The sequence below is a fragment of the Nocardioides sp. genome (genome assembly GCF_030019515.1).
Taxonomy (GTDB): domain Bacteria; phylum Actinomycetota; class Actinomycetes; order Propionibacteriales; family Nocardioidaceae; genus Nocardioides.
The window spans coordinates 316,125-330,672 of record NZ_JASEEQ010000003.1 but is presented as its reverse complement, the minus strand read 5'-3'; the positions used below and the strand labels follow the sequence as shown (position 1 = coordinate 330,672).

16 protein-coding genes are annotated in these 14,548 nt (G+C 73.9%); 10 read left to right on the top strand and 6 right to left on the bottom strand.

Annotated features, from left to right (window positions below):
* Nucleotides 1-22 precede the first annotated feature (22 nt).
* The 5 genes from QMC84_RS06365 to ccsB are packed head-to-tail and all read left to right on the top strand — an operon-like array spanning nucleotide 23 to nucleotide 4,691.
* Nucleotides 23-703, top strand: coding sequence for a histidine phosphatase family protein (locus tag QMC84_RS06365; protein WP_300373106.1), 681 nt, complete (start codon nucleotides 23-25; stop codon nucleotides 701-703).
* On the top strand, nucleotides 703-1,317 hold the full coding sequence (locus tag QMC84_RS06360) for a TlpA disulfide reductase family protein (RefSeq protein WP_300372974.1): 615 nt from the start codon (nucleotides 703-705) through the stop codon (nucleotides 1,315-1,317). The genes QMC84_RS06365 and QMC84_RS06360 overlap by 1 nt, the downstream gene beginning before the upstream one ends.
* Entirely contained in the window at nucleotides 1,310-2,071 is a 762-nt protein-coding gene (locus QMC84_RS06355; protein WP_300372972.1) for a cytochrome c biogenesis protein CcdA, read from the top strand. The genes QMC84_RS06360 and QMC84_RS06355 overlap by 8 nt, the downstream gene beginning before the upstream one ends.
* On the top strand, nucleotides 2,068-3,669 hold the full coding sequence (locus tag QMC84_RS06350) for a cytochrome c biogenesis protein ResB (protein ID WP_300372970.1): 1,602 nt from the start codon (nucleotides 2,068-2,070) through the stop codon (nucleotides 3,667-3,669). The genes QMC84_RS06355 and QMC84_RS06350 overlap by 4 nt, the downstream gene beginning before the upstream one ends.
* The gene (gene ccsB / locus QMC84_RS06345; protein ID WP_300372968.1) at nucleotides 3,666-4,691 is read left to right on the top strand and encodes a c-type cytochrome biogenesis protein CcsB; all 1,026 of its coding nucleotides are present in this window, start codon (nucleotides 3,666-3,668) and stop codon (nucleotides 4,689-4,691) included. The genes QMC84_RS06350 and ccsB overlap by 4 nt, the downstream gene beginning before the upstream one ends.
* A 204-nt stretch (nucleotides 4,692-4,895) precedes the next feature.
* Here the strand turns inward: ccsB and QMC84_RS06340 are convergent, their stop codons facing one another.
* A complete protein-coding gene (locus QMC84_RS06340; protein WP_300372966.1) occupies nucleotides 4,896-5,090 on the bottom strand; it encodes a hypothetical protein in 195 nt (64 codons plus the stop codon).
* Nucleotides 5,091-5,133: 43 nt separating this feature from the next.
* Between QMC84_RS06340 and QMC84_RS06335 the strand changes: the two genes are divergently transcribed.
* A complete protein-coding gene (locus QMC84_RS06335) occupies nucleotides 5,134-5,403 on the top strand; it encodes a DUF4229 domain-containing protein (protein WP_300372964.1) in 270 nt (89 codons plus the stop codon).
* Nucleotides 5,404-5,421: 18 nt separating this feature from the next.
* Here QMC84_RS06335 and QMC84_RS06330 read toward each other — a convergent pair whose 3' ends face one another.
* Both QMC84_RS06330 and QMC84_RS06325 read right to left on the bottom strand, forming a co-directional pair.
* Complete coding sequence (locus tag QMC84_RS06330; protein ID WP_300372962.1) at nucleotides 5,422-5,553, bottom strand: hypothetical protein; 132 nt, start codon at nucleotides 5,551-5,553, stop codon at nucleotides 5,422-5,424.
* 36 nt (nucleotides 5,554-5,589) lie between these two features.
* Complete coding sequence (locus tag QMC84_RS06325) at nucleotides 5,590-6,477, bottom strand: 1,4-dihydroxy-2-naphthoate polyprenyltransferase (protein WP_300372960.1); 888 nt, start codon at nucleotides 6,475-6,477, stop codon at nucleotides 5,590-5,592.
* Nucleotides 6,478-6,521: 44 nt separating this feature from the next.
* Between QMC84_RS06325 and QMC84_RS06320 the strand changes: the two genes are divergently transcribed.
* The 4 genes from QMC84_RS06320 to QMC84_RS06305 all read left to right on the top strand — a co-directional run bounded on the left by QMC84_RS06320 (nucleotide 6,522) and on the right by QMC84_RS06305 (nucleotide 12,048).
* Nucleotides 6,522-7,544, top strand: coding sequence for an AMP-binding protein (locus tag QMC84_RS06320; protein ID WP_300372958.1), 1,023 nt, complete (start codon nucleotides 6,522-6,524; stop codon nucleotides 7,542-7,544).
* Complete coding sequence (locus QMC84_RS06315) at nucleotides 7,541-8,512, top strand: o-succinylbenzoate synthase (protein WP_300372956.1); 972 nt, start codon at nucleotides 7,541-7,543, stop codon at nucleotides 8,510-8,512. Before QMC84_RS06320 ends, QMC84_RS06315 begins: the two co-directional genes overlap by 4 nt.
* A complete protein-coding gene (gene menD / locus QMC84_RS06310; RefSeq protein ID WP_300372954.1) occupies nucleotides 8,509-10,098 on the top strand; it encodes a 2-succinyl-5-enolpyruvyl-6-hydroxy-3-cyclohexene-1-carboxylic-acid synthase in 1,590 nt (529 codons plus the stop codon). The genes QMC84_RS06315 and menD overlap by 4 nt, the downstream gene beginning before the upstream one ends.
* Before the next feature lie 84 nt (nucleotides 10,099-10,182).
* Nucleotides 10,183-12,048, top strand: coding sequence for a cation:proton antiporter (locus QMC84_RS06305; RefSeq protein WP_300372952.1), 1,866 nt, complete (start codon nucleotides 10,183-10,185; stop codon nucleotides 12,046-12,048).
* A gap of 100 nt (nucleotides 12,049-12,148) precedes the next feature.
* Here the strand turns inward: QMC84_RS06305 and QMC84_RS06300 are convergent, their stop codons facing one another.
* The 3 genes from QMC84_RS06300 to QMC84_RS06290 are packed head-to-tail and all read right to left on the bottom strand — an operon-like array spanning nucleotide 12,149 to nucleotide 14,495.
* Complete coding sequence (locus QMC84_RS06300) at nucleotides 12,149-13,396, bottom strand: cytochrome P450 (RefSeq protein ID WP_300372950.1); 1,248 nt, start codon at nucleotides 13,394-13,396, stop codon at nucleotides 12,149-12,151.
* Nucleotides 13,393-13,890, bottom strand: coding sequence for a GNAT family N-acetyltransferase (locus tag QMC84_RS06295; protein WP_300372948.1), 498 nt, complete (start codon nucleotides 13,888-13,890; stop codon nucleotides 13,393-13,395). The genes QMC84_RS06300 and QMC84_RS06295 overlap by 4 nt, the downstream gene beginning before the upstream one ends.
* Nucleotides 13,887-14,495, bottom strand: coding sequence for a LysE family transporter (locus QMC84_RS06290; protein WP_300372946.1), 609 nt, complete (start codon nucleotides 14,493-14,495; stop codon nucleotides 13,887-13,889). Before QMC84_RS06290 ends, QMC84_RS06295 begins: the two co-directional genes overlap by 4 nt.
* Nucleotides 14,496-14,548 lie beyond the last annotated feature (53 nt).

Sequence of the window (14,548 nt, the reverse complement as noted above, 5' to 3'; positions counted from 1 at the left end):
CCTCTCGATGAGCCAGACCCCGATGAGCCAGACCCCCGACACGGTCGTGCACCTGTTGCGCCACGGCGAGGTGCACAACCCCGAGGGCGTCCTCTACGGACGCCGCGACGGCTTCCACCTCTCCGAGCTCGGCGTGCAGATGGCCGAGAAGGTCGCCGAGGCCGTCAAGGACCGCGACATCGTGCACCTGCGGTCCTCTCCGCTGGAGCGGGCCCAGGAGACGGGTGCCCCGCTGGCCCGGGCGCGGGGCCTGGAGATCGTGACGGACGAGCGGGTCATCGAGTCGACCAACAAGTTCGAGGGCAGGCGCTTCGCCGGCGGTGACAACGCGCTGCGCGACCCCCGCACCTGGGCGCTGCTGTGGAACCCGTTCCGGCCGTCGTGGGGCGAGCCCTACAAGCACGTGGTCGCGCGGATGATGGCGGCGGTGCACGACGCGCGCGAGGCCGCCCGCGGCCACGAGGCGGTGGTGGTCTCCCACCAGCTGCCGATCTGGATCACCCGGCTCGCCGCCGAGAAGCGCTCGTTCCTCCACGACCCGCGCCGGCGGCAGTGCACGCTCTGCTCGCTGACCTCCTTCCACTTCGTGGGCGACCGGTTGGCGCAGGTGAGCTACTCCGAGCCCGCGGGCGACCTGATCCCCGTGCAGGACAAGAAGGCGCCGTTCTCGGCCGGTGGAGCGCCCGAGCAGCGCAGGCCTTGATGCGCGTCGTACGGCGCGGCCCGGACCCGCTGATCGGCAGGGCGCTCGGCAGGGCGCTCGGCGTGGTCCTCGCGGTGGTGCTGCTCGCGACCGGGTGCTCCTCGCTCGAGGGCACCGGCGACAAGGGCTACATCAGCGGCGACCGCCGGGTGCGCGTGATCGACCCCGCCGACCGCGGCGACCCGGTCGAGCTGACCGGCACCTCGCTGACCGGCGACCCGGTCGACGCCGCCGACTCGCGCGGCCGGGTCCTGGTCGTCAACACCTGGTGGTCGGGGTGCGCGCCGTGCCGCAGCGAGATGCCGATGCTGACCGACGCCGCGAAGGAGCTCGGCTCGGTCGCGGACTTCCTCGGGATCAACATCCGCGACGCCAGCGCCAGCCAGGGCCAGGCGTTCATGCGCAGCGTGGGTGCGGAGTACCCGTCGATCTACGACCCGGCCGGCAAGGCGGTGCTGGCGTTCGCCGGGAAGACCACCCTGTCGGCGATCCCGACCACGATCGTGCTCGACGCCGAGGGCCGGGTGGCCGCTGTGATCACCGGGGAGATCCCGTCCGAGCAGACGCTGGTCGACGTCGTCCACGACGTCGCGGGGGAGACCCCGGATGGGTGACTGGTTCCAGGAGACCGCGTTCTCCGGGTCGCTCGTGCTCGCCGTGCCGGTGGCCCTGGTCGCCGGCCTGGTCTCGTTCTTCTCCCCGTGCGTGATCCCGCTGCTGCCGGGCTACCTCTCGTACGCGACCGGGCTCTCCGGCGCCGACCTCGCGAGCGGCCAGGCGGGCACCCGCCGCGGCCGGATGCTGCTCGGCTCGGTCCTGTTCGTCCTGGGCTTCTCGGTCGTCTTCGTCATCCTCGGCACCCTGTCCGGCGCGCTCGGGTCCTGGCTGGTCACCTGGCGCGACCAGATGACGTTCGTGCTGGGGCTGCTGACGATCGTGCTCGGCCTCGCGTTCGCCGGCTGGCTGCCGTTCCTCCAGCGCGACTGGCGGGTCCACTCGGTGCCCGCCGTCGGGCTGGTTGCCGCGCCGCTGCTCGGCTTCCTGTTCGGGCTCGGCTGGACGCCGTGCATCGGCCCCACCCTCAGCGCGATCACCACGCTGTCCTTCAGCGAGTCGACCGCCGGCCGCGGCGCGCTGCTCTCAGCCGTCTACGCGCTCGGTCTCGGCCTGCCGTTCATCCTCGCCGGCCTCGCCTACGAGAAGGCGCTCACGGCCTTCGGGTGGGTACGCCGGCACCAGGCCTGGGTGATGCGCGCCGGCGGGCTGATGCTGGTCGCCGTCGGCCTGATGCTGGTCACCGGCTGGTGGGACCAGGCGGTCACCTGGCTGCAGCTGCACCTGGTCAGCTCCTCGGAGACCGCCCTGTGACGACTCCGACCCGCACCTCGCTGAGCACCCGGCCGCCCGAGGACGACCGGCGCCCCGGCGAGCTGACGCTCCGCGAGCTGCTGCGCTGGACCTGGCGCCAGCTCACCTCGATGCGCACCGCGCTGATCCTGCTGCTGCTCCTGGCGCTGGCCGCCGTGCCGGGCTCGATCATCCCGCAGGAGGGCGTCGACTCCCTCAAGACCTCGAACTGGCGGTCCGACCACCCCGACCTGTCGCCCGTCTACGACCGGCTCGGGCTGTTCTCGGTCTACGACTCGCCGTGGTTCTCGGCGATCTACCTGCTGCTGATGGTCTCGCTGGTCGGCTGCATCATCCCGCGCGCGATCCACTACTGGCGCGGGATGTGGGTGGCGCCGCCGGCGGCCCCCCGCAACCTGACCCGGCTGCCGGACCACGCGACGTACCACACCGCGGTCGCGCCGGACGCCGTCCTGGAGCGGGCCCATGCGACGCTGCGCCGGCGCCGCTACCGCCTGTCGATCGACGCGGGCGCCGACGCCGTGGCCGCCGAGCGCGGCTACCTGCGGGAGGTCGGCAACCTGGTCTTCCACCTCGCGGTCCTGGTGGTGCTGGTCGGCTTCGGCCTCGGCGGGCTCTTCGGCTACAAGGGCGGCGTGATCCTGCTGGTCGGCGACGACTACGGGTTCTCCAACAACCTGACGCAGTACGACGACTTCGACCCCGGCAGCCTGTTCCGCGACAGCGACATGGAGCCGTTCTCCTTCTCGATCGACGACTTCAGCGTCGAGTGGCTGACCTCCGGCCCGCGCGCGGGGATGGCGCGGGGGTTCGAGTCGCACCTGACCTACCGGGAGTCGCCCGGCGGGCCCGAGCGGACCTACGACCTGAAGGTCAACCACCCGCTGAGCATCGGGAACACCGAGGTCTTCCTGATCGGCCACGGCTACGCGCCGGTGATCACGATCCGCGACGGCAACGGCGACGAGGTCTACAGCGGGCCGACGATCTTCCTGCCGACCGACCAGACCTTCCAGTCCATCGGCGTGGTCAAGGCGCCGGACGCCGAGCCGACTCAGATCGGGCTCGAGGGCGAGTTCTACCCGACGGTCGCGTTCTCGAAGCAGACCGGCAGCTACTTCTCGCTGTTCGGCCGGCCGGTGGACCCGATGGTCTCGATGCTCGTCTACACCGGCGACCTGGGCATGGACGACGGGCAGCCGCAGTCGGTCTACTCCCTGGACAAGACCGGGACCACGATGCTGAAGAAGGCGAACGGTGCGCCGTACCGCATCGACCTGCGCCCGGGCGAGCAGGTGACGCTCCCCGACGGGCTCGGCTCCGTCAGCTTCGACGGCCTCGAGCGCTGGAACAAGATCCAGGTCAGCCAGACCCCGGGCAAGTGGATCGCGCTGGTCGGGGTCGTGCTGGCCCTGCTCGGCCTGCTCGGCTCGCTGTTCATCCGTCCACGACGCGTCTGGGTTCGTGCCCGTCGCGACGGGGACGGCACACTGGTCGAGGTGGCCGCGCTCGACCGGTCCGGAGGCGGCGACGTCGCCGCCGTCGTCGCCCAGCTCGTGACCGACCTGCAAGAACCCGACCGGGAGGACAACTCGTGACCGACGTGCAGTGGGAGAGCCTGAGCAACTGGGCCGTGGCGGCCAGCGGGATCGTCTACTTCCTCGCGCTGCTGGTCCACCTCGCCGAGTGGGCGTCGCTGCGCAAGGTCCCGGTCGCCGCCGGCGCGGCGGCCACGGCGTCGGTCGACATCCCCGGCGGGATCGCCGTCGCCACCGGCCCCGGGGGCGAGGCCGCCCGCCAGGACGAGGGGAGCGCGCGCCGTACCGAGTTCCTCGGTCGCCTGGGCTACCTGCTCACCGTCCTCGCCGTGGCCGTCCAGCTCGTGGCGCTGGTGGGGCGCGGCATGGCCGCGGACCCCGACCGGGTGCCGTGGGGCAACATGTACGAGTTCACGCTCACCGGCACGTTCGTGGTCGCGGCGCTGTACGTCGCGCTGTACCACAGGTTCCGGCTGGCCTGGATGGCCCCGATCGTGGTCGCGTTCGTGCTCAGCGTGCTGATGGTCGCGGTGATCTGGCTCTACGCCCCGGTGGCCCCGCTGACCGAGGCGCTCTCGTCGTACTGGCTGGTGATCCACGTGGTCGCCGCCGTCATCGCCACCGGCGCGTTCACCCTGGGCGGGATCACCTCTGCGCTGTACCTCGTCAAGGAGCGCGCCTCCGAGCGCGAGTCCGGCTACATCGCGCGCCTGCCGAAGCCCGAGGTGCTCGACCGGGTGTCCTACCGGCTGCACGCGTTCGGGTTCCCGGTGTGGACCTTCGCGGTGCTGATCACCGGCCCGATCTGGGCGCACCAGGCCTGGTCGTCGTACTGGAACTGGGACCCCAAGGAGGTGTGGGCGTTCATCACCTGGGTCGTCTACGCCGCGTACCTCCACGCGCGCACCACTGCCGGCTGGAAGGGCCGCAACGCCGCGATCCTGGCGCTCGTCGGCGTCGCCACGCTGTGGTTCAACTTCATCGGGATCAACTACTTCTCGACCACCAGCCAGCACTCCTACGCCAGTGGCGCACCCGCGCTGGTCGAGCCGGCCGCTCCCCAACCCGACGCACTCGGGTAGCCGCGGAGTCGGTCCCGGCCGGCCTTCGGGCAGACCGTGGCCGGCCCTTCGAGAAGACCCGCTCGGGTCGCCGTCGCCGGTCGGCTTGCGGGCCCTGGGCGATCGCCGAGTCGGCGCAAGCCGTCCTCCCCCGCTTCGCTCCTCCGGTCCGTTTGCGCCGACTCGGCTCGGACCCGGACGAGCCGGAGTAAGCCCCAGCGGGGCTTACTCCGGCTCCTCCGGGTGCTTGCGGCGCCGGTCGAGGTCGCGCAGGAAGTCGGGGTCGTCGTCGGGGCCCTTCACCCGCGGGGGCGCCTGGGGGCGCCGCGGAGGCGGAGCGATGCCGCGCCGCTGGATCACCCGGACGGTGAGGTAGACGGCGACCGCGATCAGGATCACCACCAGCAGGAACTTCAGCACCCCTCCAGGGTAGGCGGTCCCTGGTCACGCCTACCCTGAACCCGTGAAGGAGTTCTGGATCTACACGGCGCTGCGGTTCCTGCTCCTCGTGGGCTCGCTCGGGATCGTCGTGGGGCTGTGGTTCGCCCTCGCCGGCTCGGTGCCGATCCTCTGGGCGGTGGTGATCGCCTTCGTGCTCAGCGGTGCCGGCTCCTACTTCCTGCTCAACCGCCCCCGCGAGGCGCTGGCCCGGCGGGTGCAGACCCGCGCGGAGCGGATGACCGCGAAGATCGAGGAGATGCGCGCCAAGGAGGACGCCGACGACGGGGCCTGACCCCCGTGGGCGGTCCGGTCAGTCCTTGCGACGGTTGAGCCGCCGCTCGACGCGGCTCTCCGGCTGGCCGAGGATCTTGGCCAGCAGCGGCACCCGGAAGCGGTAGGCGACGACGGCCACCACGACGAGCAGCACGATGATCCACAGCATGCTGCCAGCGTACGTCGGGCCCGGGCGACAGCCCGGTCAGCCGCCCGCCGCCAGCGCGGCTGCGACCAGCGCCGCCCAGAGCAGCTCGGCCAGGCCGGTCTGCTGCAGCACGGGGATCAGCCCGGGTCCGGTGGCGCCGCCGCGGACCGTGCGTGCGGCGGGCCCGGCGAGCACCAGGAAGCCGAGGCCGGCCAGGACCCACCACGTGGTGACGGCCGCGACCGCGAGCACCGCCGCCGCGGCGAGGACGACGAGCCCGACGTAGAGGCCGCGGGTGCGCCGGTCGCCGAGGACCACGGCGAGGGTCCGCTTGCCCGAGACCGTGTCGGTCGGGATGTCGCGCAGGTTGTTGGCCACCAGGATCGCGCAGGCCAGCGCGCCCACGCCGACGGCTGCCCCCAGTGACGGAGCCAGCGCCGCCCACTCCCAGGACTCCGTCTGGACGTAGGTCGTCCCCACGACCGCGACCAGCCCGAAGAAGACGAACACCATCACCTCGCCGAGCCCGAGGTAGCCGTAGGGCTTCGAGCCGCCGGTGTAGAACCAGGCGGCGAGCACCGACACCAGCCCGACCGCGACCAGCCACCATGCGGTGGCGGCCGCCAGTACCAGTCCGGCGGCCGCGGCGACGCCGAAGGCCAGGAACGCCGCGCGCTTCACCGCGGCGGGCGTGGCGGCGCCGGACCCGACCAGGCGCATCGGCCCGACCCGGCCCGCGTCGGTGCCGCGGATGCCGTCGGAGTAGTCGTTGGCGTAGTTGACCGCGACCTGCAGCGCGAGCGCCACGACCAGGGCCAGCAGCGCCTTCCACCACACGAGGCCGTCGGCGTACGCCGCGACGCCGGTGCCGGCCAGCACCGGGGAGACGGCCGCGGGCAGGGTGCGGGGTCGCGCGCCGGCGAGCCACTGATCGGGAGTTGCCACGACCGGAGATTCAAGCATCAACCGCAACCACTAGCCTCGGCCAGGTGGACCCAGTGGACCGACAGGCGGGCACGGTGGTCGATGCGGTCGCCGGGTGGCTGGCGGCCGACGCCCCGGAGCCGTGGGTGGTGGAGACCTCCGGCTCGACCGGCGCCCCGAAGCGGGTGGTCCTCTCGCGCGACGCCGTGCTCGCCTCGGTGCGCGCCTCCGCCCGCCGCGTGGGCGGCACCGGCCCGTGGCTCCTCGCCCTGCCGGCGGCGTACGTCGCGGGCCTCCAGGTGGTGTGCCGGTCGCTGGTCGCCGGCCACCGGCCGGTGCCCCTCGATGCCCACGGGTCCTTCGCCGAGGCCACGGCCGCGATGGGGCCCGGCGACCGGTTCGTCTCGCTGGTCCCGACCCAGCTGTACCGACTGCTCGAGACCGACGCCGCGAGCCTCGCCACGTTCCACACGGTGCTGCTCGGCGGCGGCCCGATCGACCCGGCGCTGCGCCGCCGCGCCGCCGACGCCGGCGTGCACGTGGTCGCGACGTACGGCTCGGCGGAGACCGCCGGCGGCTGCGTCTACGACGGCGTGGCCCTCGACGGGGTCGCCGTCGCGATCGACGCCGACGGCCGGGTCCGGATCGCGGGTCCCACCCTGTTCGAGGGGTACGACGGCGAGCCGGAGCTGACCGCCCGGGTCCTGGTCGACGGGTGGTTCCGCACCGCGGACGCCGGCCGGCTCGACGACGACGGACGGCTCCAGGTGCTCGGCCGGATCGACGACATGGTGGTCAGCGGTGGCGTGAACGTGCCCGCCCCCGCCGTCGCCGCCCGGCTGCGCGAGCACCCCGACGTCGGCGCGGCCGAGGTGCTCGGCGTGCCCGACGAGGAGTGGGGCAACCGGGTGGTCGCGTTCGTGGTCGGCCCGGTCTCGCTCGACGCGGCACGCGACTGGGTCGCCGATGCCCACCCGCGGTCCTGGGCGCCGCGCCAGCTCGTCAGCCTCGACGCGATCCCGCTGCTCGGCAACGGCAAGCCGGACCGGCTCGCGCTGCGGCACTCTGCCGTCGAGGAGTGGGCATGATCGTGTGGTCGCTGCCGATGCGCACCCGGTTCCGTGGCATCACCGTGCGCGAGGGCGTGCTGATCCGCGGCTCTGCCGACTCCCGGGGGGACGAGTCCGGGGGGTACGGCTGGGGGGAGTGGAGCCCGTTCCTCGAGTACGACGCGGCCGTCGCCGAGCCGTGGCTGCGCTGCGCGGAGGAGGCCGCGGCCGGCGACTGGCCGGCGCCGGTCCGCACCCGGGTGCCCGTGAACGTCACCGTGCCCGCCGTCGGGCCCGAGCAGGCGCACGCGATCGTGCGTGCCGGCGGCTGCCGCACCGCCAAGGTCAAGGTCGCCGAGCCCGGGCAGACCACGGCCGACGACCAGGCCCGGCTCGAGGCGGTGCGCGACGCGCTCGGCCCGGGCGGCCGGGTGCGCATCGACGTCAACGGCCTCTGGGACCTCGACACCGCGGTCGCCTCGATCCCGGTGCTCGACCGTGCGGCCGGCGGCCTCGAGTACGTCGAGCAGCCCTGCGCGAGCGTCGAGGACCTGGCCGCCGTACGCCGACGCGTGGACGTGCCGATCGCCGCCGACGAGTCGATCCGTCGCGCCGCCGACCCCTACCGGGTGCGCGACCTGGAGGCCGCCGACGTCGCGGTGCTCAAGGTGCAGCCGCTGGGCGGGGTGCGCGCGTGCCTGCGGATCGCCGAGGACATCGGGCTGCCGGTCGTGGTGTCCTCGGCGCTGGAGACCAGCGTCGGGATCGCCGCCGGGGTCGCGCTCGCGGCGGCGCTGCCGGAGCTGCCGTACGCCTGCGGGCTCGCGACCGTGCAGCTGCTCGCCGCCGACGTCGTGACCGAGTCGCTGCTGCCGGTCGACGGCGAGCTGCCGGTACGCACGCCGCAGGTCGACGAGTCCCTCGGGCACGCCGACCCGGACCGGGTCGCGCACTGGGAGGCGCGGCTGGCCGAGGTGCGCGCGCTGCGACAGGATCGTCCCTCGTGACCGCCCCCCAGCCCGGCACCGAGCCAGCCACCACCACCGCCCGCCGGGTCCTCACCGCACTCGTCGAGGCCGGGGTCACCGAGGTCGTGGTCGCGCCGGGGTCGCGCAACGCGCCCCTCTCGTTCGCGGCGTACGACGCCGCCGCCGCGGGACTGGTCCGCCTCCACACCCGCATCGACGAGCGGACCGCCGGCTTCCTCGCGCTCGGTCTCACCAGGAGCGGGCGGCGCGCGGCGGTGGTCTGCACGTCCGGCACCGCGGTCGCGAACCTGCACCCGGCGGTCCTCGAGGCGGCCCACTCCGGCGTCGACCTGGTGATCGTGTCCGCCGACCGGCCGGCCCGGCTGCGCGGGACCGGTGCCAACCAGACCACCGACCAGGTCGGGATCTTCGGGCCCCTGGTCGAGACCCAGGACGCCAGCGGCCCGGTCGAGCTGCTGACCACGGGTCCCGTGCACCTCAACGTCCCGCTCGAGGAGCCGCTCGTCCCCGAGGACCGCTGGGTCCCGGACGTCGTCCCGGGCGAGCCCGTGCACCGGGCGGTCCCGGCGTCCCTCACCGTGCTGCCGAGCGGCCCCCGCACGGTCGTCGTGGCCGGTGACGACGCCGGGCCGCGGGTGCGGGTCCTGGCCGAGCGGGCCGGCTGGCCGCTGCTCGCGGAGCCGTCCAGCGGCTCGCGCACCGGCGACAACGCGATCCGCACCTACCGGCTGCTGCTCGACGGCGACCTCGGCGCCCGGGTCGAGCGGGTCGTGGTGGGCGGGCACCCCACGCTCTCCCGGCCGGTCAGCCGGCTGCTGGCGCGCGCCGACGTGGAGGTCGTGGACCTCGGCGCCTGGGGGGTCTGGAGCGAGCGCCCCTTCGCCGTGCACTCGCGCATCCTCGGCGGCGTCGGGGTCGACGCGGCCGACGGGACCGGATGGCTGGAGGAGTGGCGCGCCGCGGACCGGTCGCTCTCCGCGCAGCTGGACGCGCTGCTCGCCGCCGAGCCGGAGCTCACGCCGCACGAGGTCGCCGGGGCGGTCGCCCGGGCGCTGCCGGCGGGCGGGCTGTTCGTCGTCGGGGCGTCCAGCCCGATCCGCGACCTGGACCTGATGGTGCCCCGCTACGAGGTCGGCGCACGGCGCAAGGTCGTCGCCAACCGCGGCCTCTCCGGCATCGACGGCACCATCTCGACCGCGGTCGGCGCCGCGCTCGGTCGGCCGCGCAGCACCCGAGCCCTGGCCCTGATGGGGGACGTCACGTTCCTCCACGACGCCGGCGGGCTGGTGGTCGGTCCCGGTGAGGCGGTCCCCGACCTCACGATCGTGGTGGTCAACGACGACGGCGGCTCGATCTTCGCGATGCTCGAGCAGGGCGCCGCGGAGTACGCCGACCAGTACGACCGGCTCTTCGGCACCCCGCACCGCGTCGACCTCGCCAGCCTCTGCGCGGCGACCCGCACGCCGCACTGGCGGGTCGACTCGCTGGCCGAGCTCGAGCACGCCCTCTCCTCGCCCGCGGGAGGGATCGAGGTCGTGGAGGCCGTCGTACGCCGTGACAACCGGCGCGACCTCGACGCCCGGATCCGCGCGCTGCTGCCCTAGGTGCTCTGACCGGGGACGCGGCTCCGGTCGCGCCGCCCGTGGTCGGGTCGACGACCCGTCGCCCGGATCCGCGACACTGGGGCGGTGGACATCGCCCTGTTCCTCGTCGCGCTGGCCGTCGGCGTCCTCGCCGGCGTGGTGGTCGCCGGCCGGATCGGGGTGCCGGCGCCGCTCCTGCTCGTGGTCGTGGGCGTCGCCGTCTCGTTCCTGCCGTTCGTGCCGCAGGTGCACCTCGAGCCGGACGTGGTGCTGCTCGGGCTGCTGCCGCCGCTGCTGTACTCGGCGGCGATCAGGTCCTCGCTCGTGGACTTCAACGCCAACCGCCGCGCGATCCTGCTGCTGTCGGTCGGGCTGGTGGTCTTCACCGCGCTCGGCGTCGGCGTGCTCGCCCACGAGCTGGTGCCCGGCCTGTCCTGGCCGATCGCATTCGCGCTCGGCGCGGTCGTCGCGCCGCCGGACGCCGTCGCGGCGACCTCCATGGGCCGGCACCTCGGGCTGCCTCGCAGGGTGGTGACGATCCTGGAGGGCGAGTCGCTGTTCAACGACGCGACCGCGCTCGTCTCGCTGCAGACCGCGCTGGGCGCCGCCCTGGTCGGCGTCGAGCTGTGGCGCGTCGGCCTGGACTTCGTGGTCGCCGCCGGCGGCGGCGTGCTCCTGGGGCTGATCGCCTTCCTCCTGGTGGGAGTGCTGCGCAGGCACCTGCGCGACCCGGTGCTCGACGTCGGCATGTCGTTCGTCATTCCGTTCGCGGCGTTCCTGGCCGCGGAGGAGGTCCACGCCTCCGGTGTCGTGGCCGTCGTGACCGCCGGGCTGCTGCTGGGCCACCAGGCACCCGTGCTGCAGACCGCACAGTCGCGGATCGCCGAGCGGATCAACTGGCGCACGATCGCGTTCCTGCTCGAGAACACCGTCTTCGCGCTGATCGGCCTCCAGGCCCAATGGCTGTTCGAGGACCTCGGCGAGAGCACCCTGTCGCCCGCCCGGATCGCCGGCGTGTCGGTCGCGACGCTGGTCGCGGTCATCGTGCTGCGGCTCGTGTGGGTCCTCCTCGCGCGCTCGCTGCTGGTCCGCCCGCGCCTGGACGCGACCACCGGAGCGGCGCCGCCGTGGTCGTTCACGTTCCTGCTCGGCTGGGCCGGCATGCGCGGCGTGGTCACCCTGGCCGCGGCGTTCCTGATCCCGCCCGACACCCGGCACCGGGAGGTGCTGCTGGTCGTCGCGTTCACCGTCGTGGCCGGCACCCTGCTCGTCCAGGGGCTCAGCCTGCCGTGGCTCACCCGCCGTCTGCACGTCCCCGCCCCCGACCCGCTCGACGACGCGCTCGCCCGCGCCACCCTGCTCCAGCAGGCGTCGAAGGCGGCGGTCGAGGAGCTCGAGCGGCAGGAGCACGACGACCGGAGCGGCGTGTGCGACCTGATCCGGCAACGGCTCGACCAGCGGAACTTCGCCGCGTGGGAGCGCCTCGGGACGACCGCCGACCAGGAGTCACCGGCCGCCCTGTACTACCGCATCCGGATGGCGATGATCTCGGCCGAGCGCCGGCGGATCCTGGAGATCCGCCGCTCCGGCACCGTCGCCTCCGAGGTGATCGCCGAGGTGCTCTCGATGCTCGACGTCGAGGAGTCGATGCTCGACAACGCCGCGCAGGAGCGCAAGGAGGCCCAGGACTACGCCCGGCGGCGGTGGACGATCGGGGAGACCTGCGACGACCTGGGCCGCTACCCGGCCGTCGTCGCCGAGCCCGCGTCGTACTGCCAGGCGTGCCTGGACGAGGGCACCCGCTGGGTCGCGCTTCGGCGCTGCCTGGAGTGCGGCAACGTCGCCTGCTGCGACTCCTCACCGCGCCAGCACGCCACCGCACACTTCCGGGAGGCCGGGCACGCCGTCATGCAGTCCGCCGAGCCCGGCGAGGACTGGCGCTGGTGCTACGTCCATCACCTCACGGCGTAGTGGGCCGACGGGCGGGTCGGGTGCCTGAGAGCGCTCCATGGCGCGTCCTCAGTCACCCGACCCGGCGGAGTTCGCCGCGGGCTGGTCTCGAGACGCGCCGTCACGGCTTCGCAGGCTCAGCCGTGGACGCTCCTCGAGCTTCGCGCCTGATCGGCGCCCGAGCGAGCTCGGGCCCCGGGCGCTCGAACCGGATCGGGAAGCGCAGCGCCCCGGTGTTGCCGGAGATCGGCAGCCACTCGCCCGGCCCCTCGGGCTCGGCGTCGGGCATCCGGCGGGCCAGCAGCGGCAGGGCGACCGCCATGTCGGTGCGCGCGACGAAATGCCCGAGGCAGTGGTGCACCCCCGCCCCGAAGCCGTGGTGCGGCGGCCGCTGCTGGGTGATGTCGAAGGAGGGGTCCGGCATCGCCGCCGGGTCGGTGCCGGCGCTGTGCGACAGCGTCTGCACGATGCCGCCCCGGGGGATGCGCAGTCCCTGGAACTCGACGTCCTCCAGGGCCTCGCGGGTCACCCAGGTCACGGTCGGGTTGACCCGCATCACCTCCTCGACGGCGTTCTCGCCCAGCTCCGGGTGCTGACCGAGCAGCCGCCACTGGTCGGGGTGCTTGAGCAGCGTCTGCACGGCGAGCCCGAGCTGGTTGCGGGTCGTCTCCATGCCGGCGAAGGCGAGGAAGACCAGCGCCACCCCCAGCTCGTGACGCGACAGCCGGTCGCCGTCCGCCGTGGCCTGCACCAGCGTGGTCACCAGGTCGTCGCGCGGGTGCGCGGTGCGGTCGGCGACGACCTCGTCGACGTAGCCGTAGAGGCCGTCCAGCGCCGCCTCGATCCGCGGCACCTGGTTGCCGACGTCGATGGAGAAGGACGCGCCCAGGTCGTCGGCCCAGTGCGCGACCTGCTGCCAGTGCTCCTCGGGCAGGCCGAGGAGCGCGCAGATGATCCGGGCGGCGTACGGCTCGGCGAACTCGCTCACGAACTCCACCGACCCGCGCGGGGCGAAGCCGTCGATCAGCTCGTTGGCGAGCGCCTGGAACCGGGGCCGCATGGCCGCGATGGTCTTGTTGCGGAACGCCGGCATCAGCAGCCGCCGGATCCGGGCGTGGTCGTCGCCCTCCAGGCTCAGCAGCGTCTCCTGCCACCAGTCGGAGAAGAGCCCCGAGTGGATGCCGTTCTGCGCCGGCCAGCGGGCGTTGCCCTGCCGGAACCGCCGGTCGCGCAGCAGCGCGCTGACCTCGGCGTAGCGCAGCACGGCCCAGCCCCAGTTGGTCTCGACGTACCAGTCCTGGTCGCGTGCGGTGTGCACCTGGGCCGAGGTCACGTCGAAGCTCGGGTCGGAGAGGTCGAAGTAGGTCACGGGCGCACCATACGGATCTCCCAGGCGTCGAGTCCCGCATAGTGCTCGCGCGCGCCGTCCGGGGCGAACCCGTTGCGTCGGTAGAACCCCTGGGCCCGGGCGTTGTCCTCCAGCACCCACAGCGAGCAGGGGCCGTCCGGACGGACCGCGTCCCAGAGTGCCTGGCCGAGCCCGGTGCCCCACCAGGCGGCGCGCGTGTAGATCGCGTACAGCTCGTGGGCGATGCGGGCGTCGTCGTCACGGCTGGGCCCGACGACGGCGAACCCGACCGGCTCGCCGCTCGCCTCGGCCAGGACCCGGGGCGGGCCGTCGACGAGGTGCTTGGTCCACGCCGCGACCCAGCGGCCGCTGTCCGCGAGCCGCTCCTCGAGCAGCTCGGCGTCGACGTACGGCCCGTAGGCCTCGCGCCAGCAGGCGGCGTGCATCGCGGCGCACGCGGCGGCGTCGGCCGGTACGGCGGTGCGGAGCGTGACGTCGGAGGCGGGCGCGGTCACGCGAGCATCGTATGGAGGGCCAGCCCGGCGACGACCACGGCGGAGGCGAGACCGCTGATGACCTGGGCCCGGTGACCGGTCGCGACCCGGCCGAGGGCGGCGCCGCCCCCGGCGAGCAGCAGCTGCCAGGACGCGCTGGCGAGGAACGCCGCGAGCACGAACACGGCACCCTCGACCGGTCCGGCGACCAGGTCCTGGTTGCCGAGCACGACGGCCGCGAAGTACACGACGGTCGTCGGGTTCACGGCCGTGATGCCGAGGAACAGCGCGTACGCCGTCCGCGGGGGCATCGGCCTGGCGTCGCGCACCCGGCCGGCTGACCCGACTGCGTGGGCCGCGGTCAGGCCGGCGACGGCCAGCAGCACCAGGCCGCTCGCCAGGGTCAACGCGCGGCTGACCGGCTCCAGCGCGGCCGCGATAGCGGATCCCGCGACGACCGCCAGCGCGGCGTAACCGCCGTCGACGCTGGCCACGCCGAGGGCTCCCGCGGCGCCGACGCGGAACGACGTGCGCGCCGAGAGCGTGACGAGGAACGCCCCGACGGCGCCGATCGGGATGGCGATGGCCCAGCCGGTGACGAGACCGGAGAGGACCACCTCGAGCACCCGGGGATCATCTCGGGACCCGGGCGGCGACGGCCACCGGATTACCGTGGCGG